The sequence below is a fragment of the Brucella thiophenivorans genome (genome assembly GCF_002252445.1).
Lineage (GTDB): Bacteria > Pseudomonadota > Alphaproteobacteria > Rhizobiales > Rhizobiaceae > Brucella > Brucella thiophenivorans.
On sequence record NZ_NNRJ01000015.1, the window covers coordinates 58,946 to 82,592 of the forward strand.

The window sequence follows — 23,647 nt, forward strand, 5'->3', positions numbered from 1 at the left end:
AGCCGTTCGATGACGGCATCCGCTTTTCCTGTCACGATTAAGCCGCCTTGCTGTCAGCTTCTGGCTTTTTTGGCGCAGGTGTCTTTACCGGTACATCACTGTTGGCTGGCTGCCGAGTCATGATTTTGAGCAGGCTTGCAATGGTTGATTTCAGCTCAAGACGCGAGCAAACCATGTCGACCATGCCATGTTCCATGAGATATTCAGCACTCTGGAAGCCTTCTGGCAGCTTTTCGCGAATGGTCTGCTCAATCACGCGAGGACCAGCAAAGCCGATCAGTGCGCCTGGTTCAGCAATGTGAATATCGCCAAGCATCGCGTAGGAAGCAGTCACGCCGCCTGTGGTCGGGTTGGTGAGAACGACGATGTAAGGCAGACCTGCTTCTTTGAGCATTTCGACCGCAACAGTGGTGCGTGGGAGCTGCATAAGCGACAGAATGCCTTCCTGCATACGGGCACCGCCCGATGCCGCAAACAGCACCAGCGGACGCTTGAGTTCAATGGCTTTCATGAAGCCCTGAATGATCGCTTCGCCAGCACCCATGCCGAGCGATCCGCCCATAAAACCGAAATCCTGCACGGTTGCGACAATCGGCAGGCCTTCAATCGTGCCAAGACCATTGGTGATCGCGTCTTCCATGCCGGTGCGTGCACGATAGTCTTTCAGACGATCAATATACTTCTTTTCATCGCGGAATTTCAGCGGATCGACTGGAACCTTTGGGCTTTCCAGCGTCGTGTATTCGCCATTGTCGAAGAAGAAACGCAGACGGTCCTTGCCCTTGATACGCATGTGATGGCCTGAGCCAGGAATCACGAACTGATTGCTTTCAAGGTCTTTATGGAACACCATTTCGCCGGTCGATGGATCCTTGATCCAAAGATTTTCCGGCATCTCGCGACGTCCGAGCATCGAATTGATCTTGGGACGAACGTAGTTGGTGATCCAGTTCATGACGTTTGCTTCCGTTTCTTGTTCTTCAGAATATTCAACAGTGGCAGAGCGTGTCGCATTTATTCGTACTTACTGCGCCTGCTCTATCTCTCTATTTTTACGCATGTCTCCCAAAACCGGTTCCCACTTTTGGGAGACATGCTTCCAGCAGCCTAAATGGACGATTTATTGGGCAGCTTCAAGGCGTGTTGCACGAACACTTGCTGCCAATGCACTGACAAGTTTGGTCACAGCGGCTGCCGGATCGCCCTTTACCTTGCCGTGATCATTGAGTTCGGCTGCGACAGCATTGACGATTGCAGTACCCACAACCACACCGTCAGCAGCTTCCGCAATGGCTGCGGCCTGTTCCGGGGTCTTCACACCAAAGCCCACACAGATTGGCAGATCGGTGCTTTTCTTGATATGACGGACTGCATCCGCAACGCGGCTGGTATCGGCAATCGCCGAGCCGGTAATGCCGTTCATTGAGACATAATAGACAAAGCCCGATGAATTATGCAGCACTTTTGGCAGACGCTTGTCGTCGGTGGTTGGTGTGGTCAGGCGGATGAAGTTGAGGCCTGCCTGCGTTGCCGGAATGCACAGTTCCTTGTCCATTTCGGACGGCAGATCGACAATGATGAAGCCATCAATGCCAGAAGTCTTGGCATCAGCAAGAAAGCGCTCCACGCCATAAATATAGATTGGGTTGTAATAGCCCATCAAAACGATCGGCGTTGTATCATCTTCTTTGCGGAAGTCTGCTGCCAGTTGCAGCGTTTTCTTCAATGTCTGGCCGGCTTGCAATGCGCGCAGACCCGCGGCCTGAATGGCCGGACCGTCCGCCATCGGATCGGAGAAGGGCATGCCAAGCTCGATCACATCGGAACCAGCTTTTGGAAGCGCTTTCATGACAGCGAGCGAGGTTTCATAATCCGGGTCGCCGCCCATGAAATAGGTAACCAGCGCCGGGCGTCCTTCGGACTTGAGCGATGCAAATTTGGTGTCGATGCGTGTGGTCATACCGTGCCCCGTGGCAAAATGCGCGTCAGATAATCGGCGGTGGATTGGCCGGACATGGCCGTTTCCATCCAGGCGCGCCGTTCAAAGTCGATAATTCCCAGCTCCCATACACAGGCCATCAGGAGAGGCTGCGCTGGCTCAAATTCGATCTCGTCCCCGAGTTCGGCCAGTTCGGATTGCCAGAGAATCTGGGTTGCGATGCCGCCTTCCAGCCACCAATGCAGAAGCAGCCACAGGCTTTCTTCACCCTGATGCAGAATGGCAAAGCCCGCGCCAAGATGCGGCGTGTGCTCAAGCTTCTCTGCCGCAGCTGCAATCTGCCTGCGGGCGATGCCGACAGCGGCTTGTCCAAGCGGATTTGAAGGATTGGCTTCAATGATATTGAGCTTGATCGTCGCCGACCCACACTCCGTCAGCCCGTCGAACCATGCGGCGCGCGGTCTGTAGGCATTTGTGTCAACGACAACTTGGCTCATTTCGTCCTCACATATCCATGCCGAGCAGCTGCCCGACCGTGTGAACATCCTTATCGCCGCGACCGGAGAGATTGACGATCATCACCTGATCCTTGCTCATGGTTGGCGCCATTTTCACAGCTTGTGCAATAGCATGAGCGGATTCAAGTGCTGGAATAATGCCTTCAACGCGGGTGCAAAGCTGGAAAGCTTCCAGCGCTTCGTCGTCGAGAATCGGCACGTATTCAACGCGACCTGAATCCCTGAGCCATGAATGCTCAGGGCCAACGCCCGGATAGTCGAGACCTGCGGAAACCGAATGGCCTTCGAGAATCTGGCCATCTTCGTTCTGCAACAGATAGGTGCGATTGCCATGCAAAACGCCGGGGCTGCCTGCACTCATCGAGGCGCAATGCTCAACGCCATCAAGACCGCGACCGCCTGCTTCAACGCCAACAATCTTGACTGATGAATCATCTAAGAACGGATGGAACAGGCCAATTGCGTTGGATCCACCACCGACGGCAGCCACGATCACGTCTGGCAGACGGCCTTCCTGTTCAAGAATCTGCTTGCGTGCTTCGACACCAATCACCGACTGGAAATCGCGCACCAGTTCCGGGTAAGGCGCAGGACCGGCGGCGGTGCCGATCAGGTAATAGGTGTCTTCAACATTGGTGACCCAGTCGCGCAGCGCTTCGTTCATCGCGTCTTTGAGCGTACCATTGCCAGCAGTGACAGGCTTCACTTCAGCACCCAGAAGCTTCATGCGGAAAACATTTGGCTTTTGACGTTCAACATCGGTCGCGCCCATGTATACAACGCAAGGCAGGCCAAAACGCGCTGCAACGGTGGCGGATGCAACACCATGCTGACCAGCGCCGGTTTCAGCAATAATGCGAGTTTTGCCCATGCGCTTGGCAAGCAGAATCTGGCCAAGGCAATTGTTGATCTTGTGGCTGCCGGTATGATTCAGGTCTTCGCGCTTGAAGTAAATCTTCGCGCCGCCCAAATGTTTGGTCAGGCCTTCAGCATAATAAAGCTTGGAAGGGCGACCGGCATAATAGGTCGAGAGATTAGAAAGCTCAGCCTGAAATTCAGGATCAGTCTTTGCTGTCTCATAGGCTTCCTGCAATTCAAGGATCAGCGGCATCAGCGTTTCGGCGACAAAGCGTCCGCCAAAAATGCCGAACATGCCTTCTTCATCCGGGCCTGTCTTATAGGAATTGGGTTCAACCGGCTTGTTCAATGCTGCCACTCCGTCATGTGCAGGCTATTGTCTGGCATCAGACACAGCCTGGAAAAAATCATTGATAAGACGCACGTCCTTTTCGCCGGGCGCGCGCTCTAGACCGGACGATACATCGATACCCGGCGCACGCGTCTTGTGCAGCGCCTCGGCAATGTTGCCCGCATTTAGTCCACCGGAAAGCATGTAATCGACGCTGTCGTCAAGCGCGTCGAGCAATGCCCAGTCAAAGGATACACCATTGCCGCCCGGAAGGTCAGAACCTTTTGGCGGCTTGGCATCAAAAAGAAAGCGATCGGCAATACCCTGATACGGCGCAATCAACTGAAAATCCTCGGCCTCGCGAATGGCAAAGGCTTTTATCACCGGCAGGCCGTAACGTGCTTTTACGTCAGCAACCCGTTCCGGCGTTTCATGGCCGTGGAGTTGCAGCATGTCTGGCTGTAATTCACGCACGATTTCATCAAGCGTCTCATCATCCGCATCAACGCTGACTGCAACCACATTGGCGCGATCTTGCGCTGCTTCACGCAGACGACCGGCATCGGTAGGCGTTAAGTGTCGCGGGCTTTTGGGAAAGAAGATAAAGCCAATATGCGTCGCACCGCCATCAAGCGCAGCGGCGACTGCTTCCGGCGTTTTAAGGCCACATATTTTTATATCAAAAACCATGGCGTTTCCGTCGCACATATTGCAACGCTACTCAAGCTTTTCCGGGCAGTAGCGGGTCTAATCGCCTTCATAACCCTGCGCGATGAGATAATCATACGCTTCCATAACCTCAAGGGGAACTGCCTGCGCAATCTGAAAGCCAAGTGCCGGGTATTCAAGAATGCGACGCAGATCACCCACCATCTCGCGCACCAGCTTTTCAAAATCATGCCCTGCTGTCGGCTGATCTTCAAAAGACGTCGCGGGTGCGGTAATAAAAGCTCGTGCCTCCGGCCATTGCCTGTCAACGGTTGCTCGCACCCGACGCTGGGTCTGCGGTTTGGTCACAAAGATTGGGCTGATTGTTCCTGCAACCATGATTTCGCGTGCGAAAAGAATGTTCTCGCCGATATTGGTCGCTTTCGGCTCAATAATGATCGCGCTCTCAGGTACACCTTCAGCAATCGCGATTTCCGCAAAAGCTTCGGCTTCCGATGCTTTATAAAGCCCTCTGGTCCAGTTGCCGCTATGCCCTGTGAACATGAGCCAGTTGGCAAAGCCTTGCAGATAAAAATCGGCGGCGTGCTTTGCGACGCGGGCGTCGTAGCTGCCAAGCCCGATAATCACATCGGCGGCGACAGGTTCATCGGAGAGGCAATGGTAATCCCATAGCGCCCGTGCAGCAGTTTGAATCTCTGATGTCATGTAAAATCGATAGCCTGTAATGCGCTGCCATTGCGCTTGAGCCATGCTTTGCAGCGCTCGGTGTCGGGGCAAAGCTCTTGGCAGAGTTTCCAGAATTTCGGCCCGTGGTTCATCTCAATAAGATGGGCCACTTCATGGGCAACAAGATAATTAATGACGGGCGCTGGAGCCATGCCGATGCGCCACGAAAAAGAAAGTACGCCGTCAGAGGTACATGACCCCCAGCGGCTTTTGGTATCCTTGAACCGGACAGCCTTGGCTTTACGGCCCACGGTCGCCGTATGATGGGCAACAAGCTGTTCAATATCGCGTTTGACATCACGCTTGAGGTAATCTGCGATACGCCGCGAAAGATGTGCGGGATCGCCATGAACGAGCAGAACATTGCCTTCCAGCAAATCCACTGTGCCGCGTCCGGGCTGATGGGTGATGAGATGCGGAACACCGCGAATGGGAATTTTTAAGCCTGCACGCAATCCCGCCTGATCGGGCAGTTTGGCGATGCGGCTTTCGATCCAGCCCTCGTGGCGGATCAGAAAACTTTGAACGTCGCGGTCGGGCAGACCGGGTGGAATGGTGACACGCAGTCCCTTGCCGCCTGTTTCGATGCGTAAGGTCAGGCGTTTGGCGCGTGGGTTTTCAAGCACGCGCAAGGGCAATTCGCGTCCCGCGACCGCATGTATGCGTTCGCTTCTGACAATCGCCGAGTTTTTGGCCTTTGAGGAACGGAATAAGGAAAAGCCCATTCCTTAAAGATAAGTGATTCGCAAAAAAATCCAGAAATTTTTGTGAGATCTAAAAAAAACGGCGCGGATAATCCGCGCCGTATGAGTTGGCTAGCGCTTAAATATCAGTGACCTGATTGCCGCTGTCTGGTGTACGGGTGGCAGGCGTCGTTTTGCCATTTGCACGACGCTCATTCATGAAGCGGTCGAATTCTTCCTTGTCGCGTGCGCGGCGCAGTTCTGTTGCATAGGCTTCGAATTCGGCGCGGGCTTCTTCAAGCTTGCGGCGTTCGGCTGCCAAGCGCTCCAGCTCCGCGCGACGCCAGTCGTCAAAGGCTGCATTGCCGGTGGTGCCACCGAAGTTGAAGCTTTCGCTCTTGCCGCAATTGCGGAAGGAGCCGAAGACTGAGTCGGTCTTCTCGTTTACCTGGCGTTTGAAATCACCCAGGCGATCGCCCCAGATGATATAGGCCAGCATGGCAAGGCCAAGCGGCCAGAAAAGGATGAAACCCAGCACCATCAGCGCAATTGTCGCTGGCGTCCATGCTGGGCGGATCAATGCAGAATTGGTCATGGTCTACTCCGTGAGTTCCGGGGCCGTTTGCTGATCTCGCGGCTTGAAAATGACGTGGTGAACCAATTGCGGCTTTTCAAGAATATCCCTTGCCGATTCTCGCTAAGCGGGAGCTAAGCAATGTGATTATCTCGGAAATTTTTTACGTAAATGTTCGAGCGTTGCCACTAGAAGTCCAGCAACCAAGGCCCAGAAAGCGGAGCCTATGCCAAAAAACGCAATGCCGGACGCAGTCACTGCAAAGGTGACGATGGCCGCAAGCCGCTCTTCTTCAACTTTCAGCGCAAGTGCCATGGCGTTGATGAAAGGGCCGCTCAGTGCAAGGCCAGCAACCAGTGCGATAAGTGTGACGGGCAGGACTGCAAAGATCGCCACCAGCGAAGCACCGAACAGCGCAAACACCACATAATATGCGGCATAGACAGGGCCGGTCATCCAGCGCTTTTTAGGGTCTGGATGCGCATCGGGATTGGTGCAAAGTGCTGCGGAAATTGCAGCTAGATTGCTGGTTCCTGCACCAAAGGGCGCTGTCAGCAGCGAGAAAAAACCGGTCACGCGCAGAGCGGCACTCGTCGGTGGCTCATAGCCTGAGGCGCGTAAGACTGCAAAGCCCGGCAGGTTCTGCGAGGCCATCGTCACAATATAAAGCGGCAAAGCGATGCCGATCATTGCGCCGATGTGAAATTCCGGCCAGATCAGTGTGAGTGTCGAGATTTCCGGTGCAGGCAGTTCGGGTACACGCGCGGACATCAGTGCATAGGCCATACCAAGCACAAGCACTGCAATGACCGCCAACGACGGATTAAACAGCCGCACGATAAAAAACAAAATCACAAGGGGCAGCACAAAGGTGGGATCCAGCGAAACGGATTTTGCAGCCGCAATTACGAAACTAAGCAGCACACCCGCCAGCATGCCAGATGCGACGGATGCCGGAATGCGCGAAACCAATGTGGAAAGCGGACGGACAAGTCCAGTCAGGATCAGTGCGAGCGCCGTCACAATGAAGGCACCCACGGCTTCTTGCATGGTGAAGCCGACACTTGCGCCGATCAGCGCCAGCCCAGGCGTCGACCATGCCGCAATAATTGGCATTTTGTAACGGATACTGAGCCACGCGGAAGATGCGGCAATGGCGAGGCAGGCAGCCGTTACCCAGCTTGCAGTTTCGGCCTGCGTTGCGCCGAGCGCCTGCGCGGCCGCAATAATAAGCGCCAGCGTGCTGCCAAAGCCAACGATTGCTGCCACTGCCGATGATGCAAAAACGGAAAAGCGCATGATTATGCCCCGATTGATATGCGTTCGGCCAAGCCGGAAACGGTGCGGATCAGGAGATTCAGATCCTGCGGGCGCGAAAGGCGGTGGTCGCCATCGCGCACCAGCGTCAGCGTCACATCATCGACCGGAAGATGCTCAACGAGTTTAAGCGCATGTTGATAAGGCACCGCCTCATCTTGCATCCCTTGCAGAATATGCACCGGGCAACCCGTTTCGATGATTCCTTTGAGAACACGATTGTTGCGGCCATCTTCGATCAGCGCACGCGTGTAGATGTAGGGATTGGGCGAATAGTCCGAAGGCTCTTCAAAATAGCCCATTTCAGCAAGATCACGCTTTTGTGCATCGGTGAGTGTCGGTTCAACCAGTTCGGCGGTAAAGTCTGGTGCCGGTGCAATCAAAACAATTCCTGCTGGCGATTTGCCGATCTTCTTAAGTTCCTGCGCCATACGCAGCGCGATCCAGCCACCCATGGATGATCCGATGAGAATCTGCGGGCCTTGCGCATATTCGGCTAAAACCGCGAGGCTTTCATTCAGCCAGCGCGAAATCGTGCCGTCATTAAAGTCGCCGCCCGACTCACCATGACCAGAATAATCAAGGCGCAATGCAGAACGCCCGGTTTTTTCAGCCCATTCATCGAGAACAACTGCTTTGGTGCCAAGCATATCAGAGCGATAGCCGCCAAGCCAGACGACGCCGGGCGCGAGATGTCCGGACCGATTGCGAACCGCAATTTTCGCTCCATCTATATCAATGAAATCCGGCTGCGTTTCGCTCATCTTCGTCTCCTGATTTGGCAGGTAGTCTACTAACTATGGTTCATTTGCCATTTATGTCTGTTGGAGAAAACCTCTGCTGTGGCCCTGCCCTTGAAATATTAAGAAATGTGACCGATATGTCGCTTAACGCTCCCGAAATACTTCTTTATTTGTCGGGGGTGATTTCCCCAGTCAAAGATGCTATTGACTTTACCGCTCGCTTGGCCACATTTCCGCGTTAAACAGGGGTTTGATGGGGGAATGGCTTTTAGGGCCCACGAAATTAAGCCGCCTATGACGTTAATAATTAGGAGATAACGACCATTCGCCGACCGTTCAGAGCGACGCCGGTCCAGAAAGACGGACCGCGCTCCAACCGTGATATCCGGGTTCCCCGGGTTCAGCTCATCGATGCCGAAGGCCATAACCACGGCAGCATCCCGACGCAGGACGCCATTGCGATGGCAGAAGAAGCAGGCCTTGATCTTGTTGAGATCGTGCCAAACGCTGAACCGCCTGTCTGCAAAATCGTGGATCTCGGCAAGCTGAAGTATCAGAATCAGAAAAAAGCCTCCGAAACACGCAAAAAGCAGAAAACGGTTGAAATCAAAGAAATCAAGATGCGACCGAACATCGACACGCATGATTATGACGTGAAGATGAAAGCTGCACTGCGCTTCTTTGAAGATGGCGACAAGGTGAAGTTCACCCTGCGTTTCCGTGGTCGTGAAATGGCGCATCAGGAGCTCGGTATGAAGCTTCTTATCCGCGTTAAGGAAGACACTGCTGAAATCGCAAAGGTGGAAGCAGAGCCAAAGCTTGAAGGCCGTCAGATGATGATGGTTCTTGCTCCGCGCTGATAATCGATTTGCCGCCTTTGAAAAGCCGCCTTTGGGCGGCTTTTTCTTTGTCTGAGCGCATCCCAAAAAGTGCGAAGCGGTTTTTGGAACAAGATGCGCGTCAAAATAGACAGACAGAGCGTTCCTCTTTCAGAGATCATCATGAAAACACTGAGCGAATTGGGCAAATATCAGCAACGACGCCGTCTTGCGATTGCCATTGTGATTGGGCTTCTTGTTGTGGCGCTATTGTTCGTGGGCTCGCAATCTGACGGGTATCTGCATGAATATATCGAGGCTTTCGGCATCAGCCTGATCGTCGCGGCGATTCTGGGTCGTATGTGGTGCACGCTTTATATTGGTGGCCGCAAAAGTGCCGAGATCGTGCAGACCGGCCCTTATTCGATGACCCGTAACCCGCTTTATGTGTTCAGCAGTATCGGTGCGATCGGTATCGGCGCACAAACGGGGAGCATCATCATAGCGCTTGCTTTTGGCGTGCTGTGTTATCTGGCTTTTGCGGCTGTCATTCGCACGGAAGAGAAGTTTCTCAAGGCGAATTTCGGCAAGCCTTATGAAGATTATTGCGCGCGTGTCCCGCGTTTCTTTCCGCGATTCTCATTGTTTCGCGATGATGACGAATTGAGGGTCAAGCCGGATCGGCTGTATCGAACATTTGCCGATGGTCTGGTGTTTTTCGTGGCCTATCCGTTCTTTGAATTCATCGAATATCTACAAAACATAGACGTATTGCCGGTTTTGCTGCGACTTTATTGAGTTTGAATGCCGATTCAGGCATTGCGTTTTCTGGCCTTTAAGCGTACAAGGCCGCGTTCGAACCGCCCGGCAGGGCATGCCGTGGCGGTTTCGTATGCTTTTCAGACTTGGTCGGTCTGGAAGTAAAAACAAGGTTCTTTGTCTGTCGCAAGCACACGCGCCTTTAAAAACAAGAGGCGTGGAGTGCCGAAGGCACGACGGGGAATGCAAAATAGGAGTAGCAAAATGCCCAAGATGAAGACCAAATCGGCTGCTAAAAAGCGGTTCAAAATTACAGGCACTGGCAAAGTTGTAGCTGCGGCTGCAGGCAAGCGCCATGGCATGATCAAGCGCTCGAACAAGTTCATTCGCGATGCACGCGGCACCATGGTGCTCTCGGACGCAGACGCGAAGATCGTAAAACAGTTCCTGCCTAACGGCCTCTAAGCCGTCTATCCTCTAAGGAGATCATCACATGGCACGTGTAAAACGCGGCGTAACTTCCCACGCCAAGCACAAAAAAGTTCTCGATCAGGCTTCCGGTTTCCGTGGCCGTCGTAAAAATACAATCCGCACCGCTAAGGCTGCTGTTGATCGTTCGAAGCAGTATGCTTACCGCGATCGCAAGAACCGCAAGCGTACATTCCGCGCTCTTTGGATTCAGCGTATCAACGCTGCTGTTCGTGAGCATGGTCTTACATATGGCCGCTTCATCGATGGTCTTGGCAAAGCAGGTATCGAAATCGACCGTAAGGTTCTTTCCGACATCGCAATCCATGAACCAGATGCGTTCGGTGCGCTGATTGCTTCTGCTAAGAAGGCACTCGAATACCTCAAGGGTACAGAGACGCCAAACGCTTTTGAAGGCGCTGTTCGTTAAGCCAGCCCTTCCCAAGCGATATTTTGAATTTTGGGAACCCGCGCTGGCTTGGCTGGCGCGGGTTTTTCTTTCTTATCTGGTGTCGAGCGCGAGCGGAAAGCCAAACAAGAGGCGTGGAGTGCTGCAAGCACGACAGGGAAATAAATCAAGAGGCGTCGAGTGTCCCCTGGACACGATAGGGATGTAAACCAAGAGGCGTGGAGTGCCAGCGGCACGACAGGGATATAGACAATGAGCGATCTTGAACAACTCGAACAAACGATTATGGGCGAAATCGCCGCCGCCAGCGACGAGCAGGCGATTGAAGCAGTGCGCGTGGCGGCACTCGGCAAAAAAGGCACCATCTCTGAAAAGCTGAAGACACTGGGTTCCATGTCGCCGGAAGAGCGTCAGGCACAGGGACCAGCGATCAACGGCTTGAAAAGCCGCGTCACCGAAGCGCTGAACGAGCGTAAGACAGAGCTGCGCCGCCAAGCCATTGCAGCGCGCCTTGAGCGTGAGAAGGTCGATGTGACGCTTCCAGTTCGCGAAGGTGCGGCATCGCGCGGCCGCATTCATCCGATTTCTCAGGTTATCGACGAAATCACCGCGATCTTCGCGGATATGGGTTTTTCGATTGCCGAAGGCCCGGATGTCGAAACCGATTACTATAATTTCACGGCGCTGAACTTCCCCGAAGGCCATCCGGCGCGCGAAATGCACGACACATTTTTCTTCAATGCGGATGAGAAAGGCGAACGCAAACTGCTGCGCACGCATACCTCGCCGGTGCAGGTGCACACGATGGAGAAGTTCGCAGCACTTCGCGACAAGGAAGGCCGCGACGAGCCTATCCGCATCGTCATTCCGGGCAAGACCTATCGCATGGATTCCGATGCCACCCATTCGCCGATGTTCCATCAGGTCGAAGGTCTGGTTGTCGATAAATCGGCCAATGTCGCCAATATGAAGTGGGTGCTTGAAGAGTTCTGCAAGGCGTTCTTTGAAGTGCCAAATGTCACGATGCGGATGCGTCCGAGCTTCTTCCCGTTCACTGAGCCATCGGTTGAGGTTGATATTCAGTGCGACCGTTCCGGCCCGCATGTGAAATTTGGCGAAGGCACGGACTGGCTCGAAATTCTGGGCTGCGGCATGGTACATCCGAATGTACTGCGCGCTTCGGGCTATGACCCGGACGTCTATCAGGGCTTTGCATGGGGAATGGGTATCGACCGTATCGCCATGCTGAAATACGGCATGCCTGATCTGCGCGCCTTCTTCGATGCCGATGTGCGCTGGCTCAACCACTATGGTTTCCGACCACTCGACCTGCCGACGCTTTTCGGCGGTCTGAGCGCGTAAAGACAGGAAGGAATAGAGAAATGAAATTCACACTTTCCTGGCTCAAGGATCACCTTGAAACCGATGCGACGCTCGATCAGATCGTCGAAAAGCTGACCGATATTGGTCTGGAAGTGGACGGGGTCGATGACCGCGCCGCTTTCAAAGCTTTCAAGATCGCCAAGGTTCTGAATGCTGTTCAGCACCCGGATGCCGATAAGTTGCGCGTTCTCACCGTTGATACGGGCGAAGGCCAGCCGGTTCAGGTTGTTTGCGGTGCGCCCAATGCCCGCACAGGTCTGGTCGGCGTTCTGGGGCGTCCGGGCGACTATGTGCCTGGCCTTGATGTCACGCTTTCGGTTGGCAAAATCCGAGGTGTTGAAAGCTTCGGCATGATGTGTTCCGAGCGCGAGCTGGAACTTTCTGACGAGCATAATGGCATTATCGATCTGCCCGAAGATGCGCCTGTTGGCACAAGCTTCGCAGCCTATCTCGGTATTGATGATCCAATCATCGAAATCGGTCTGACGCCAAACCGTGCGGATTGCACCGGCATTCGCGGCATTGCGCGTGATCTGGCAGCAGCCGGTCTCGGCACGCTCAAGAATACGCTGCCAGAAGCGGTCAAGGGCGAAGGCGAAACGCCGGTTAAGGTCATTCTCGAACAGGACGCGGAAAACCCGTTCTGCAACGGTTTTGCGCTGCGTCTGGTCAAGGGCGTGAAAAACGGCCCAAGCCCGAAATGGATGCAGCAGCGTCTGAAAGATATTGGCCTGCGCCCTATCAATGCGCTGGTCGACATCACCAATTATGTAACGTTTGATCAGGGCCGTCCGCTGCATGTTTTCGATGCGGCCAAGGTTAAGGGCAATCTGACAGTGCGTGTGGCCAAAGAGGATGAAACCATCCTTGGTCTTGATGGGCGCGAGCATAAGTTCAAGCCGGGCATGTATGTGATCGCCGATGAAAACGGCCCCGAATCGATTGCCGGTATCATGGGCGGTGAGCATTCGGGCTGCGATGAAAACACTGTCGATGTGTTGATCGAATCCGCTCTTTGGGACCCGCGCACAATCGCACGTACCGGCCGCGAACTGGGCATCGTCACTGATGCGCGCTATCGCTTTGAGCGTGGCGTCGATCCAGAAATGATGATTCCGGGTGCAGAACTGGCAACCAAACTGGTTATAGAACTTTGCGGCGGTCAGCCGACAGTTCTCGACGTGGTTGGTTACACGGCACCGACCGCGCGCGTGATTGATTTCCCTGTTTCGGAAGTCAAGCGTTTGACCGGCATTGAGGTTTCCTATGACGCATCGTTCGACATTCTGAAGCGTCTTGGCTTCGGGGTTGAAGGCGATGGCAAGGTCATCAAGGCAACCGTTCCGACATGGCGCAATGACGTGGAAGGCAAAGCTGACCTCGTTGAGGAAGTCATGCGTATTCATGGCATCAACCAGATCGCACCACAGCCGCTGCCGGGTCTTGGCACTGTCAATGGTCGTATTCTGACAACATTGCAGATCCGCACGCGTCTGGCACGCCGCACGCTTGCTTCGCGCGGCATGATGGAAGCTGTGACCTATTCGTTTATTTCGGAAGCACAGGCCAAAGCTTTTGGCGGTGGCAAGCCGGAACTGAAGCTGGCAAACCCAATTGCAGCGGATATGTCGGATATGCGCCCATCGCTTCTGCCGGGCCTGCTCGCAGCCGCGCAGCGCAATGCGGATCGCGGCTTTGGTGATACCGCATTGTTTGAAGTGTCGGGCATTTATGAAGGCGACAAGCCTGAACAGCAGCGTCGTGTGGCTGGCGGCATCCGTCGTGGCACGGCTGGCGTTGAAGGCTCGGGCCGCTTCTGGTCGGGCAATGCAGCAACCGTTGGCGTGTTCGATGCCAAGGCCGATGCACTGGCGGCGCTTGAAGCTGCGGGTGCGCCGGTTGATCGTATCCAGATCGAAGCCGGTGGACCAGAATGGTTCCATCCGGGTCGTTCAGGTACGTTAAAGCTTGGTCCAAAAGTTGTGCTGGGTTACTTCGGTGAGTTCCACCCGGATACGCTGGAAGCGCTTGATGTGTCGGGCGCGCTCTGCGGCTTTGAAGTCTATATCGATGCGATCCCTGAGCCGAAGGCAAAGGCAACCCGCACCAAGCCAGCTCTCAGCCTCTCGCAGTTCCAGAGCCTCAAGCGCGATTTTGCCTTCGTAGTGGATGCAAATGTTGAGGCTGGTAATGTCGTGAAGGCCGTTTCATCGGCTGACAAGAAGCTGATTGCTGGCGTTCAGGTGTTTGACGTCTTCACAGGCGCGTCGCTTGGTGAAGGCAAGAAGTCGATCGCGGTTGAAGTGCTGTTGCAGCCGCAGGACCGCACGCTGACCGATGAAGATCTGGAAGCATTGTCGAAGCAGGTGATTGCAAATGTCACCAAACAGACCGGCGGCGTCCTTCGCGGATAAGAATAAATGAAAAGAAAACCCCGCTCGTGAGAGCGGGTTTTTTTCTAGCCTCGCAAGCCGATGCAATTGCCCCATGGGTCTTTGACCTGACACATGCGCATACCGTCCTGAATATCGAGTGGTCCGCGATAAAGCGTGCCGCCAATGGCGATCAAATGCGCGAGCGATTGATCGAAACCCTCGACGTGCCAATAGACCACGCTGCCCGCAGCACCCGATGAAACTTTTTCATCGGCCGGAACGATCTCCAGATCAACATCGCCGATTTGCAGGTAGCTGAAATCATAAGGTTCAAGATGTTTGAGAACTGCGTGCGGGAAGGCTTTGTGATACCACTCGATTGCTGCCTTAACATCACTGACATGAACCAGAACAGCCGATATGGCGCCACTCATGCAGGCACAACCAAGCGTGGAGGCATGGCAAGCATCGCCATGTCGATGATTTTCTGCACAGCCGCGCGTGAATTTCCATCGCGGGCTTCAAAAGAAATGCTCTGCTGAATCATATGATAGAACTCGGTCATCTGCACGATGTCGGTGTGCACTGGCAAGTCACCCGCCGCTATGGCGCGCTCCAGACGCTGTGAAAGCTGTTCGTGATTGGTGTGACGGACATCCTGCAGAAACGCCTTCACGTTGGCGTTTTCCGGTTTACACTGAATGGAGCTTACACTGATCATGCAGCCGCCAGCAGGGCAAGCGAAAGCGCTGTCGGCACTGAGTTCAAGCCATTGGCGCATACCGTCCTGAATCGTCGTCGCTTTTTCAAGTGCATTGAAAGGAACAGCGCCGATTGTGCGGGTATAATAGTCCACGGCCTCGCGAAACGCCTGTTCTTTATTGCCAAAGGCGGCATAAAAGCTTGGCGGAGTAATGCTGATCGCCGATGTGAAATCATTGATCTGGGCGCATTCATAGCCCTTTGCCCAGAAAACTTTCATGACTTTTTCCAACGCAGTATCGCGGTCGAAACTGCGCGGACGTCCGCGCGGAACCATTTTTCGCCCTTTCTGTAGTCATCCTTATATAATTTGCTTGACGCTCAGGCGCAAGACGATATGAATTATGTAGTATCGACTATATAAATAGGATTCGTCCCATGAACGAAGTGTGTGATTCTGCCATTGCGGCGGAAGGGGTTTCTGCGTCTCCAAGCCAGGCGCGCGAGATTCCACTGGTGGTCTATTGCCTGACATTGGGTATTTTTGCGCTGACTACATCTGAACTGATGATTTCCGGCATGATGCCAGCGCTTCAGGAGGCTTTCGGGCGCTCTGTTTCCGATATTGGCAATCTGATTTCGGTCTATGCTTTGGGCATGACGATTGGTGGCCCGCTGGTGACGGTGCTGTTTCTGGCGCTAAAGATTGAGAACAAGCGCGGACTGCTGTTTTTGTTGATTTTCTATGCACTCGCACAAAGTGTTGCGGCTTCCACCAGCAACTTTCATGTCATGCTTGTAGCCCGGGTTCTCACCGGAATGGCTGCGGCAACCAGCTTTGGTTTAATGCTGGCAATCACAGCGCAGCTTGTTACGCCTGAGTTGCGCGGGCGTGCGTCCTCGCTGGTTTTTGCGGGCCTTATGTTGTGCACCGTGCTGGGAGTGCCGCTTGCAACTCTCATCACCAACAGCTTTGGCTGGCGTGCAGGTTTCTGGGCGATTGTCGTTCTCGTGCTGTTTTGCGCTCTGGTGATCGCAATCAAGATCGAAGCAAGGCCAAACAATGCCGGAATAAACTTATCTTCCGAACTCAATGAAATGCGCAAGCCAAGGCTCTGGGCAGCTTACGCAACCAGCGCGCTGGTGATTGGCGCATCTTTCTCGGTCTACAGCTATCTGTCGCCAATCACTTCACAGCTTGCGGGCTTTCCGGAAGCGCAATTGCCATTTCTGCTGGCTATCTATGGGGCAGCCAATATCATCGGAAATTACGTCATCGGACGCTTTGCTGACCGCCATACCATTGCGACCATCTTTATCGGTATTCTGATCATGCTGGCAGCAATGCTGATCTTTGCGTTGTTTGCTGAACTGAAAATCGCAACAATCCTGGCTATCATCATGATTGGGCTAACGGGTATTGCGCTTAATCCCGCTTTCATAGCGCGTGTTATGCGGATTGCGCATCCCGGCGCACTGGTTAATGCAATGCATGCATCGGTCATCAATATCGGCCTGGGGCTTGGGCCATGGGCGGGCGGCTTTGCGCTCTCAACGGGCTACAGTCTTTATGCGCCCCTTTGGGTGGGCTTCATCATGACGTTTCTTGGTCTGCTGACACTCGCACCGCGTGCCATGCGCCGGATGTGATTCTATCATTTGCAAAGGCCGCACCATGATGCGGCCTTGCATTTTTTGGTTTAACCTATCCCTCAATCATGCCATCCATAGCCTCAAACAGTTTGCATCACCAAATGCATTGAAAAGGGATCGGCATGTTTCAATGGGGTATTCTTTCCACCGCCAAGATTGGCGTAACGCAGGTTATTCCGGCACTTTGTGCTTCGGACAATGGTGTGGTTCATGCTATTGCCAGCCGTGATCAGGCGCGCGCGCGTGCTGTCGCTGATCGCTTTGGCGCACCGCTGGCCTTTGGTTCCTATGAGGAATTGCTGGCAAATGACGAAATTGATGGCGTCTATATCCCGCTGCCAACCTCGCAGCACATTGAGTGGACGCTGAAAGCAGCTGAGGCTGGCAAGCATGTGTTGTGCGAAAAGCCGATTGCGCTTAAAGCCGACGATATTGATCAGCTGATTGCCGCGCGCGACAAGCACAAGGTCACTATCGCTGAAGCCTTTATGGTTTTTTATCACCCGCAATGGATTAAGCTGCGTTTTCTTCTCGAAGAAGGTGCGATTGGAACGCTCCGTCATGTGCAGGGTGCATTCAGCTATTTTAACAATGACCCATCTAATATGCGTAACCAGCCGGAACTTGGCGGCGGAGTGCTGCCGGATATTGGTGTTTATCCGACTGTGGTCACACGCATGGTGACTGGCAAGGAGCCGCTTTCGGTTCAGGCATCGGTGGAATTTGATCCAAAATTCGGCACTGATCGCTATGCAAATGTCTCGGCGCGATTCGATGGTTTCGATCTAAGCTTCTATGTCGCCACCCAGCTTGCTGGTCGTCAAACCATGGTTTTCCATGGCGACAAGGGCTTCATCGAAGTTCACGCACCTTTTAACACTGGCAAATATGGTCATGGCCGCATTACACTCTATAATGCAGGGCATACGGAGGCGACAGAATGGTCATTCTCCGATACAGACCACTATAAGCTTCAGGCGGAAAACTTCGTGCGCGCCACGAAGGGTGCCAAGGGAGAAAGTAGCGTGATGCTGTTTTCTCTGGAAAACTCAAAAGCCAATCAGAAATTTATCGATGCGATTTATCGCGCTGGTAAAAGCGACGGCTCCGTGAGTGTCTAAGAGCTGGAAATTTTAACGGGCGGGAATTTTCCTGCCTGAAACTTATGACAGGCAGGAATTTTTCATTGTCACACAGCTTGTGACTTGCAGTGAAAAACAGCCTTTCTTATATACGCCTCGCACAGGGCTTTGATAAAAGGCCGGGTGGCTTGAAAAACGCTTCCCGACTTCACACCTTGAAGCAGGCATTGTGAAACCGATAGGAACCGCTCATGAAACGCTCGGTAGAGGTTTTTGCGGTTTGCTGAATGGAGAGAAATATGGCTAAAGTTATTGGTATCGATCTGGGAACGACCAACTCCTGCGTAGCCGTCATGGACGGAAAAACCGCGAAGGTCATTGAAAATGCTGAAGGTGCGCGTACGACACCTTCGATCATCGCTTTCAGCGATGGTGACGAACGTCTCGCTGGCCAGCCTGCGAAACGTCAGGCTGTCACCAACCCTGAAGGCACTCTGTTTGCCGTAAAGCGCCTGATTGGCCGCCGCTTTGATGATCCAATGGTTGCCAAGGACAAGGATCTTGTGCCTTACAGCATCGTCAAGGGCGACAATGGCGATGCATGGGTAGAAACTCACGGCAAGAAATATTCGCCATCGCAGGTTTCCGCGATGATCCTTCAGAAGATGAAGGAAACCGCTGAATCTTACCTCGGTGAAACTGTGACGCAGGCCGTTATAACGGTTCCGGCATACTTCAACGATGCTCAGCGTCAGGCAACCAAGGATGCCGGCAAGATCGCTGGTCTTGAAGTTCTGCGTATCATCAACGAACCAACAGCCGCAGCCCTTGCTTACGGTCTCGACAAGAGCGAAGGCAAGACGATCGCTGTTTACGATCTTGGTGGTGGTACGTTCGACGTTTCGGTTCTTGAAATCGGCGATGGCGTGTTTGAAGTAAAATCCACCAACGGTGATACGTTCCTCGGCGGTGAAGACTTCGACATGCGTCTGGTTGAATATCTGGTTGCCGAGTTCAAGAAGGAACAGGGCATCGATCTTAAGAAAGACAAGCTTGCTCTGCAGCGCCTCAAGGAAGCTGCTGAAAAGGCCAAGATCGAGCTTTCGTCCGCTCAGCAGACCGAAATCAACCTGCCATTCATCACCGCTGACCAGTCTGGTCCTAAGCACCTTGCAATCAAGCTTTCGCGCTCGAAGTTCGAAAGCCTGGTTGACGATCTCGTGCAGCGCACGGTCGAGCCATGCAAGGCAGCGCTCAAGGATGCAGGCCTCAAGGCTGGCGACATCGATGAAGTTGTTCTGGTTGGCGGTATGACCCGTATGCCGAAGATTCAGGAAGTCGTTAAGGCTTTCTTCGGCAAGGAACCACACAAGGGCGTGAACCCGGACGAAGTTGTTGCCATGGGTGCAGCAATTCAGGGCGGCGTATTGGCTGGCGACGTCAAGGACGTTCTGCTGCTTGACGTAACCCCGCTTTCGCTTGGCATTGAAACGCTGGGTGGCGTGTTCACACGCTTGATCGAACGCAACACCACGATCCCGACCAAGAAGTCGCAGACCTTCTCGACCGCTGAAGACAATCAGTCGGCTGTGACGATCCGCGTGTTCCAGGGCGAGCGTGAAATGGCTGCCGACAACAAGATCCTCGGCCAGTTCGATCTCGTTGGTATTCCACCAGCACCACGTGGTGTGCCGCAGGTTGAAGTGACTTTTGACATCGACGCAAACGGCCTCGTCAACGTGTCTGCAAAAGACAAGGGCACCGGCAAAGAACACCAGATCCGCATTCAGGCATCGGGTGGTCTTTCGGACGCCGACATCGAAAAGATGGTCAAGGACGCGGAAGCAAATGCGGAAGCCGACAAGCAGCGCCGTGACGCAGTTGAAGCCAAGAATCAGGGCGAAAGCCTCCTTCATTCGTCTGAAAAGTCGCTGAAGGAATATGGTGACAAGGTTTCGGCTGAAGACAAGCAGGCCATCGAAGGTGCAATCGTAGCACTTCGTACCTCGCTTGAAGGTGACGATGCTGAAGACATCAAGGCGAAGACGCAGGTTCTTGCCGAAGCTTCGATGAAGCTTGGACAGGCCATGTATGAAGCAGCGCAGGCTGCTGAAGATGCAGGTGCTGCCGGTAGTGAACAGGCTTCTTCGAACGACGATGTTGTCGATGCCGATTACGAAGAAATCGACGACGACAAGAAAAAGTCGTAAGCCTAGTCTGTAAACGCGCAAGCCCGGGTCACTCCCGGGCTTTTGCGGCCTTTCGGGACGGTTGCACCGGACGGGTAAACCAAGACTATTCCAGCAGGCAAAACAATGTCTGCACGAAATGGGACCGTGGAGCCGCAAACATTGCATGCGCTCCTGCCGTCGGGATAACGAACGATGAAGATCGATTATTACGAAGCTCTCGGTGTGGAGCGTACTGCAGATGATAAGGTGCTTAAAACCGCCTTTCGCAAGCTTGCTATGGAATACCATCCGGATCGCAATCCGAACAATCCGGAAGCTGAAGTTAAGTTCAAGGAAATCGGCGAAGCCTATGAAACGCTGAAAGACCCGCAGAAGCGCGCAGCCTATGATCGCTATGGTCATGCAGCCTTTGAAAATGGTGGCATGGGCAATGGCTTTGGCGGCGGCGGATTTGCTGGCGCGGGTGGTTTCTCCGATATTTTCGAAGATATTTTCGGCGAGATGATGGGTGGCGGCGGTCGCCGCCGTTCCAATGGCGGACGCGAACGCGGTGCCGATCTGCGCTACAATATGGAAGTCAGTCTTGAGGAAGCTTTTTCCGGCAAGGCAGCACAAATTCGTGTGCCGACCTCTATCACTTGTGATGAATGCTCAGGTTCAGGTGCGAAGGCTGGTTCGCAGCCAACCACTTGTACAATGTGCGGCGGTGCGGGTCGCGTGCGTGCGGCACAGGGCTTCTTCTCGGTAGAACGGACTTGCCCGACCTGTAATGGTCGCGGCCAGATCATTAAAGACCCTTGCGGTAAGTGCCATGGTCAGGGCCGTGTCACGCAGGAGCGTTCGCTTTCGGTCAATATTCCGGCTGGTATCGAAGACGGCACCCGTATTCGCTTGGCAGGCGAAGGCGAAGCTGGAACACGTGGCGGACCTTCGGGCGATCTCTACATATTCTTGTCGGTCAAGCCGCATGAGTTCTTCCAGCGCGATGGCGCTGATCTTTATTGCAAAGTGCCGATCTCAATGACGACGGCGGCACTGGGTGGCGAGTTTGAAGTTTCCACGCTTGATAGCACCCAGACCCGGGTAAAAGTGCCGGAAGGCACGCAGAATGCCAAGCAGTTCCGCCTCAAGGGTAAGGGCATGCCGGTTCTGCGCCAGCAGGCGATGGGTGATCTTTATATCCAGATCGATATTGAGACACCGCAGAACTTGTCCAAGTGTCAGCGTGAGTTGCTTGAGGAATTTGAACAACTCTCGTCCAAAGAGAACAGTCCCAAATCGGCTGGTTTCTTCGCCCGGATGAAAGAGTTTTTTGAAGGTATTGGTGAGTGATGAAAAGGGAGCCGTTCGGCTCCCCTTTTTTTATTCATCTCCCTATTCCTGCCTTGCTTAAGTCATCTGATGCGGCATAAACTTGTCTGATAACGACAATGGGAGCAATTGAGAATGGCAGGACAACTCGGCAGGAAACTGGCCGCTAAGTTCGATGAGGAAATCCGTTTTTTCAAAGGCTGGATAGACGGACCGAAAGCGGTTGGCGCGATATTGCCGACAAGTTCGATTACAGCACGACGCATGGCGAGTGTAATCGATAGAAAATCAGGGCTGCCCGTTCTGGAGCTCGGACCGGGTACTGGCGTTATCACCAAAGCCATTCTTGCGCATGGTGTGAAGCCATCCGATCTCTATTCGATCGAATATTCTCCCGCTTTTGTCGAACATCTCGAAAAGGCCTACCCGGATGTGAATATCATTGAGGGCGATGTCTTTGATCTTGATACGGCGCTTGGTGCCATGAGAGATCAGCAGTTCGACAGCATTATTTCAGCTGTCCCAATGCTGAATTTTCCAATGCCAAGCCGTATTCAGCTGATGGAAGATCTTCTGTCACGCATTCCGCATGGTCGTCCGCTAATTCAGATAACCTATGGTCCGCGCCCGCCGGTTCCGGCTGGCAAAGGCAATTATACGGTGCAGCATTATGATTTTGTTGTGCGCAATGTCCCGCCCGCACAGCTCTGGGTCTATCGTCGCCCGATCATCTGATAGCCCATCATCACATCGTTGGAGAAACCATGAGCGCACGTATTCTTGTTTTTGCGGGTTCTGTCCGCACAGGTGCATTTTCGGCCCATATGGCGGACGCAGCTGAAAAGGAACTCACGCAACAGGGTGCGGAAGTCACGCGCATAACGCTTGCCGATTATCCACTGCCCATCATGAATGAGGATCTGGAAGCCGAAGAAGGCATTCCAGAAAACGCTATCAAGCTTGGTCGTCTGATGGCTGGCCAAGACGGGTTGATGATCTGTTCGCCGGAATATAATGCATCAATCCCGCCGCTTCTGAAAAACACGATTGACTGGGTCAGCCGCATTTCAAACGACGGCGATAAGCCATTCAAACCTTATGTGGGTTTGACGGTCGGGCTTTGTTCAACTTCCAACGGTGCCTTTGCCGGTATGCGCGGACTTTATCACTTGCGTGCCGTGTTGATGGCAGTTGGCACACAGGTTATTACCGAGCAATGCTCTGTGAGCGGTGCTGCCGATGCGTTTAATGATGACGGCACACTTAAAAACGAACGTCAGGCAAAAATGCTGAGCGGTGTTTGCAAAAGTCTGATTGCGCATTCGGCTAAATAGACACGCGATAGTCAATAGTTTGCATATTTCAGGGCGCGGTATCTTTCGTACCGCGCCCTGTTGTGCGAATAAACTAGAAATTACAGCGGAGATTTCCATGACGATGAAAGATTTGCGCGATCAGTTGATCGTGGGCCTCGATGTGCCAACCGTTAAAGAAGCGGAAAAAGTAGTCGAAGAGCTCGGCGATGCAGCCACTTTCTACAAGATCGGCTATCAGCTTGTGTTTGCTGGTGGTCTTGATTTCGCAAAGAGTCTGATTGCGGCAAAGAAAAAAGTCTTTCTCGATATGAAGCTCCTCGACATTGACAACACCATCGCCAAGGGCGTGGAAAATGTCGCGAAGATGGGCGTTTCGATGCTCACGCTGCACGCTTATCCAAAGGCGATGCGCTCGGCTGTTCAGGCCGCGCACGGCTCCGATCTCTGCCTGCTTGGCGTGACAGTTCTGACATCTATGGATGGAGCTGATCTAAAAGAAGCAGGCTATTGCGATACGCCGGAAGCGCTGGTGCTTAAACGTGCGCAACAGGCGCGCGATGCGGGCATGGGCGGCATTGTGGCATCGGCTGCAGAAGCTTTCGCCATTCGTCAAGCCATTGGCCCCGATATGGCGGTCGTTACCCCTGGCATTCGTCCGGCTGGAGCCGAGAAGGGCGACCAGAAGCGTGTGATGACACCCGCCGATGCGCTGAAAGCCGGTGCAAGCCATCTCGTTGTTGCGCGACCAATTGTCGGAGCACCCGATCGCAGGGCTTCGGCGCTTGCCATTCTGGAAGAAATGCGCTCGGTTCAATAGTCTT

Annotated in this window: 25 protein-coding genes; 13 read left to right on the forward strand and 12 right to left on the reverse strand. The window is 53.7% G+C overall.

The genetic code is table 11. The annotated features are described in order from the left end of the window. Positions 1-37 precede the first annotated feature (37 nt). The 10 genes from accD to CEV31_RS05285 form a co-directional block, all read right to left on the reverse strand. Positions 38-955, reverse strand: coding sequence for an acetyl-CoA carboxylase, carboxyltransferase subunit beta (accD, locus tag CEV31_RS05240; protein ID WP_094505902.1), 918 nt, complete (start codon positions 953-955; stop codon positions 38-40). A 165-nt stretch (positions 956-1,120) separates the two neighbouring features. Continuing rightward, positions 1,121-1,960 carry a tryptophan synthase subunit alpha gene (gene trpA / locus CEV31_RS05245; protein ID WP_094505903.1) on the reverse strand — a complete coding sequence of 280 codons (840 nt, stop codon included), beginning with the start codon at positions 1,958-1,960 and terminating at the stop codon, positions 1,121-1,123. Next, positions 1,957-2,436 carry a hypothetical protein gene (locus tag CEV31_RS05250; protein ID WP_094505905.1) on the reverse strand — a complete coding sequence of 160 codons (480 nt, stop codon included), beginning with the start codon at positions 2,434-2,436 and terminating at the stop codon, positions 1,957-1,959. The genes trpA and CEV31_RS05250 overlap by 4 nt, the downstream gene beginning before the upstream one ends. A gap of 7 nt (positions 2,437-2,443) precedes the next feature. Continuing rightward, a complete protein-coding gene (gene trpB, locus CEV31_RS05255; RefSeq protein WP_094506513.1) occupies positions 2,444-3,664 on the reverse strand; it encodes a tryptophan synthase subunit beta in 1,221 nt (406 codons plus the stop codon). A gap of 24 nt (positions 3,665-3,688) precedes the next feature. Next, on the reverse strand, positions 3,689-4,336 hold the full coding sequence (locus CEV31_RS05260; protein ID WP_094505906.1) for a phosphoribosylanthranilate isomerase: 648 nt from the start codon (positions 4,334-4,336) through the stop codon (positions 3,689-3,691). 57 nt (positions 4,337-4,393) lie between these two features. Next, a complete protein-coding gene (locus CEV31_RS05265) occupies positions 4,394-5,020 on the reverse strand; it encodes a YdcF family protein (protein WP_094505907.1) in 627 nt (208 codons plus the stop codon). After that, positions 5,017-5,766, reverse strand: a complete 750-nt coding sequence (locus CEV31_RS05270; RefSeq protein ID WP_094505908.1) for a M48 family metallopeptidase — start codon at positions 5,764-5,766, stop codon at positions 5,017-5,019. Before CEV31_RS05270 ends, CEV31_RS05265 begins: the two co-directional genes overlap by 4 nt. Positions 5,767-5,863: 97 nt before the next feature. Continuing rightward, positions 5,864-6,319, reverse strand: a complete 456-nt coding sequence (locus tag CEV31_RS05275) for a DUF2852 domain-containing protein (RefSeq protein WP_094505910.1) — start codon at positions 6,317-6,319, stop codon at positions 5,864-5,866. A 126-nt stretch (positions 6,320-6,445) separates the two neighbouring features. Then, positions 6,446-7,597 carry a benzoate/H(+) symporter BenE family transporter gene (locus CEV31_RS05280; RefSeq protein ID WP_094505911.1) on the reverse strand — a complete coding sequence of 384 codons (1,152 nt, stop codon included), beginning with the start codon at positions 7,595-7,597 and terminating at the stop codon, positions 6,446-6,448. Between the two features lie 2 nt (positions 7,598-7,599). Beyond that, complete coding sequence (locus CEV31_RS05285; RefSeq protein ID WP_094505912.1) at positions 7,600-8,379, reverse strand: alpha/beta hydrolase; 780 nt, start codon at positions 8,377-8,379, stop codon at positions 7,600-7,602. A gap of 302 nt (positions 8,380-8,681) precedes the next feature. On the opposite strand from CEV31_RS05285, the gene infC reads away from it, so the two are divergent. From infC to pheT, 6 genes are all read left to right on the forward strand, one after another. After that, positions 8,682-9,218, forward strand: a complete 537-nt coding sequence (gene infC, locus CEV31_RS05290) for a translation initiation factor IF-3 (protein ID WP_094505914.1) — start codon at positions 8,682-8,684, stop codon at positions 9,216-9,218. 141 nt (positions 9,219-9,359) lie between these two features. Beyond that, on the forward strand, positions 9,360-9,974 hold the full coding sequence (locus tag CEV31_RS05295; RefSeq protein ID WP_094506514.1) for a methyltransferase family protein: 615 nt from the start codon (positions 9,360-9,362) through the stop codon (positions 9,972-9,974). 225 nt (positions 9,975-10,199) lie between these two features. After that, positions 10,200-10,400: a 50S ribosomal protein L35 gene (rpmI, locus tag CEV31_RS05300; RefSeq protein WP_007872654.1), complete on the forward strand. Its 201-nt coding sequence runs from the start codon at positions 10,200-10,202 to the stop codon at positions 10,398-10,400. A gap of 28 nt (positions 10,401-10,428) precedes the next feature. After that, positions 10,429-10,833, forward strand: coding sequence for a 50S ribosomal protein L20 (rplT, locus tag CEV31_RS05305; RefSeq protein WP_094505915.1), 405 nt, complete (start codon positions 10,429-10,431; stop codon positions 10,831-10,833). 231 nt (positions 10,834-11,064) lie between these two features. Continuing rightward, positions 11,065-12,174 (forward strand): phenylalanine--tRNA ligase subunit alpha, encoded by a 1,110-nt coding sequence (gene pheS, locus CEV31_RS05310; protein WP_094505916.1) that lies wholly within the window; start codon positions 11,065-11,067, stop codon positions 12,172-12,174. A gap of 20 nt (positions 12,175-12,194) precedes the next feature. Then, positions 12,195-14,609 (forward strand): phenylalanine--tRNA ligase subunit beta, encoded by a 2,415-nt coding sequence (pheT, locus tag CEV31_RS05315; RefSeq protein ID WP_094505918.1) that lies wholly within the window; start codon positions 12,195-12,197, stop codon positions 14,607-14,609. 44 nt (positions 14,610-14,653) lie between these two features. On the opposite strand, the gene CEV31_RS05320 is transcribed toward pheT, so the two are convergent. Next, positions 14,654-15,004, reverse strand: coding sequence for a VOC family protein (locus tag CEV31_RS05320; RefSeq protein WP_094505919.1), 351 nt, complete (start codon positions 15,002-15,004; stop codon positions 14,654-14,656). Further along, entirely contained in the window at positions 15,001-15,609 is a 609-nt protein-coding gene (locus tag CEV31_RS05325; protein WP_094505921.1) for a TetR/AcrR family transcriptional regulator, read from the reverse strand. Before CEV31_RS05325 ends, CEV31_RS05320 begins: the two co-directional genes overlap by 4 nt. A 101-nt stretch (positions 15,610-15,710) precedes the next feature. Here CEV31_RS05325 and CEV31_RS05330 point away from each other — a divergent pair, with 101 nt between their 5' ends. From CEV31_RS05330 to pyrF, 7 genes are all read left to right on the forward strand, one after another. After that, positions 15,711-16,922, forward strand: coding sequence for an MFS transporter (locus CEV31_RS05330; protein WP_094505923.1), 1,212 nt, complete (start codon positions 15,711-15,713; stop codon positions 16,920-16,922). 125 nt (positions 16,923-17,047) lie between these two features. Next, positions 17,048-18,046, forward strand: coding sequence for a Gfo/Idh/MocA family protein (locus CEV31_RS05335; protein WP_094505925.1), 999 nt, complete (start codon positions 17,048-17,050; stop codon positions 18,044-18,046). Between the two features lie 260 nt (positions 18,047-18,306). Next, positions 18,307-20,217: a molecular chaperone DnaK gene (gene dnaK, locus CEV31_RS05340; protein ID WP_094505926.1), complete on the forward strand. Its 1,911-nt coding sequence runs from the start codon at positions 18,307-18,309 to the stop codon at positions 20,215-20,217. A 174-nt stretch (positions 20,218-20,391) separates the two neighbouring features. Further along, positions 20,392-21,531, forward strand: a complete 1,140-nt coding sequence (gene dnaJ, locus CEV31_RS05345) for a molecular chaperone DnaJ (protein ID WP_094505928.1) — start codon at positions 20,392-20,394, stop codon at positions 21,529-21,531. A gap of 114 nt (positions 21,532-21,645) precedes the next feature. Further along, a complete protein-coding gene (gene pmtA / locus CEV31_RS05350; protein ID WP_094505929.1) occupies positions 21,646-22,245 on the forward strand; it encodes a phospholipid N-methyltransferase PmtA in 600 nt (199 codons plus the stop codon). 29 nt (positions 22,246-22,274) lie between these two features. Next, the gene (locus tag CEV31_RS05355) at positions 22,275-22,844 is read left to right on the forward strand and encodes an NADPH-dependent FMN reductase (RefSeq protein WP_094505931.1); all 570 of its coding nucleotides are present in this window, start codon (positions 22,275-22,277) and stop codon (positions 22,842-22,844) included. Between the two features lie 97 nt (positions 22,845-22,941). Further along, the gene (pyrF, locus tag CEV31_RS05360) at positions 22,942-23,643 is read left to right on the forward strand and encodes an orotidine-5'-phosphate decarboxylase (RefSeq protein WP_094505933.1); all 702 of its coding nucleotides are present in this window, start codon (positions 22,942-22,944) and stop codon (positions 23,641-23,643) included. Positions 23,644-23,647: the final 4 nt, after the last annotated feature.

Coding starts and splice junctions, on each gene's coding strand:
- pmtA (WP_094505929.1), top strand. CDS start 21,646: ATGGCAGGACAACTCGGCAGGAAACTGGCCGCTAAGTTCGATGAGGAA.
- CEV31_RS05335 (WP_094505925.1), top strand. CDS start 17,048: ATGTTTCAATGGGGTATTCTTTCCACCGCCAAGATTGGCGTAACGCAG.
- CEV31_RS05260 (WP_094505906.1), bottom strand. CDS start 4,336: ATGGTTTTTGATATAAAAATATGTGGCCTTAAAACGCCGGAAGCAGTC.
- accD (WP_094505902.1), bottom strand. CDS start 955: ATGAACTGGATCACCAACTACGTTCGTCCCAAGATCAATTCGATGCTC.
- CEV31_RS05280 (WP_094505911.1), bottom strand. CDS start 7,597: ATGCGCTTTTCCGTTTTTGCATCATCGGCAGTGGCAGCAATCGTTGGC.
- CEV31_RS05250 (WP_094505905.1), bottom strand. CDS start 2,436: ATGAGCCAAGTTGTCGTTGACACAAATGCCTACAGACCGCGCGCCGCA.
- CEV31_RS05330 (WP_094505923.1), top strand. CDS start 15,711: ATGAACGAAGTGTGTGATTCTGCCATTGCGGCGGAAGGGGTTTCTGCG.
- CEV31_RS05265 (WP_094505907.1), bottom strand. CDS start 5,020: ATGACATCAGAGATTCAAACTGCTGCACGGGCGCTATGGGATTACCAT.
- pyrF (WP_094505933.1), top strand. CDS start 22,942: ATGACGATGAAAGATTTGCGCGATCAGTTGATCGTGGGCCTCGATGTG.
- pheT (WP_094505918.1), top strand. CDS start 12,195: ATGAAATTCACACTTTCCTGGCTCAAGGATCACCTTGAAACCGATGCG.
- CEV31_RS05275 (WP_094505910.1), bottom strand. CDS start 6,319: ATGACCAATTCTGCATTGATCCGCCCAGCATGGACGCCAGCGACAATT.
- trpA (WP_094505903.1), bottom strand. CDS start 1,960: ATGACCACACGCATCGACACCAAATTTGCATCGCTCAAGTCCGAAGGA.
- rplT (WP_094505915.1), top strand. CDS start 10,429: ATGGCACGTGTAAAACGCGGCGTAACTTCCCACGCCAAGCACAAAAAA.
- CEV31_RS05355 (WP_094505931.1), top strand. CDS start 22,275: ATGAGCGCACGTATTCTTGTTTTTGCGGGTTCTGTCCGCACAGGTGCA.
- pheS (WP_094505916.1), top strand. CDS start 11,065: ATGAGCGATCTTGAACAACTCGAACAAACGATTATGGGCGAAATCGCC.
- rpmI (WP_007872654.1), top strand. CDS start 10,200: ATGCCCAAGATGAAGACCAAATCGGCTGCTAAAAAGCGGTTCAAAATT.
- CEV31_RS05285 (WP_094505912.1), bottom strand. CDS start 8,379: ATGAGCGAAACGCAGCCGGATTTCATTGATATAGATGGAGCGAAAATT.
- CEV31_RS05270 (WP_094505908.1), bottom strand. CDS start 5,766: ATGGGCTTTTCCTTATTCCGTTCCTCAAAGGCCAAAAACTCGGCGATT.
- CEV31_RS05320 (WP_094505919.1), bottom strand. CDS start 15,004: ATGAGTGGCGCCATATCGGCTGTTCTGGTTCATGTCAGTGATGTTAAG.
- CEV31_RS05325 (WP_094505921.1), bottom strand. CDS start 15,609: ATGGTTCCGCGCGGACGTCCGCGCAGTTTCGACCGCGATACTGCGTTG.
- CEV31_RS05295 (WP_094506514.1), top strand. CDS start 9,360: ATGAAAACACTGAGCGAATTGGGCAAATATCAGCAACGACGCCGTCTT.
- dnaJ (WP_094505928.1), top strand. CDS start 20,392: ATGAAGATCGATTATTACGAAGCTCTCGGTGTGGAGCGTACTGCAGAT.
- dnaK (WP_094505926.1), top strand. CDS start 18,307: ATGGCTAAAGTTATTGGTATCGATCTGGGAACGACCAACTCCTGCGTA.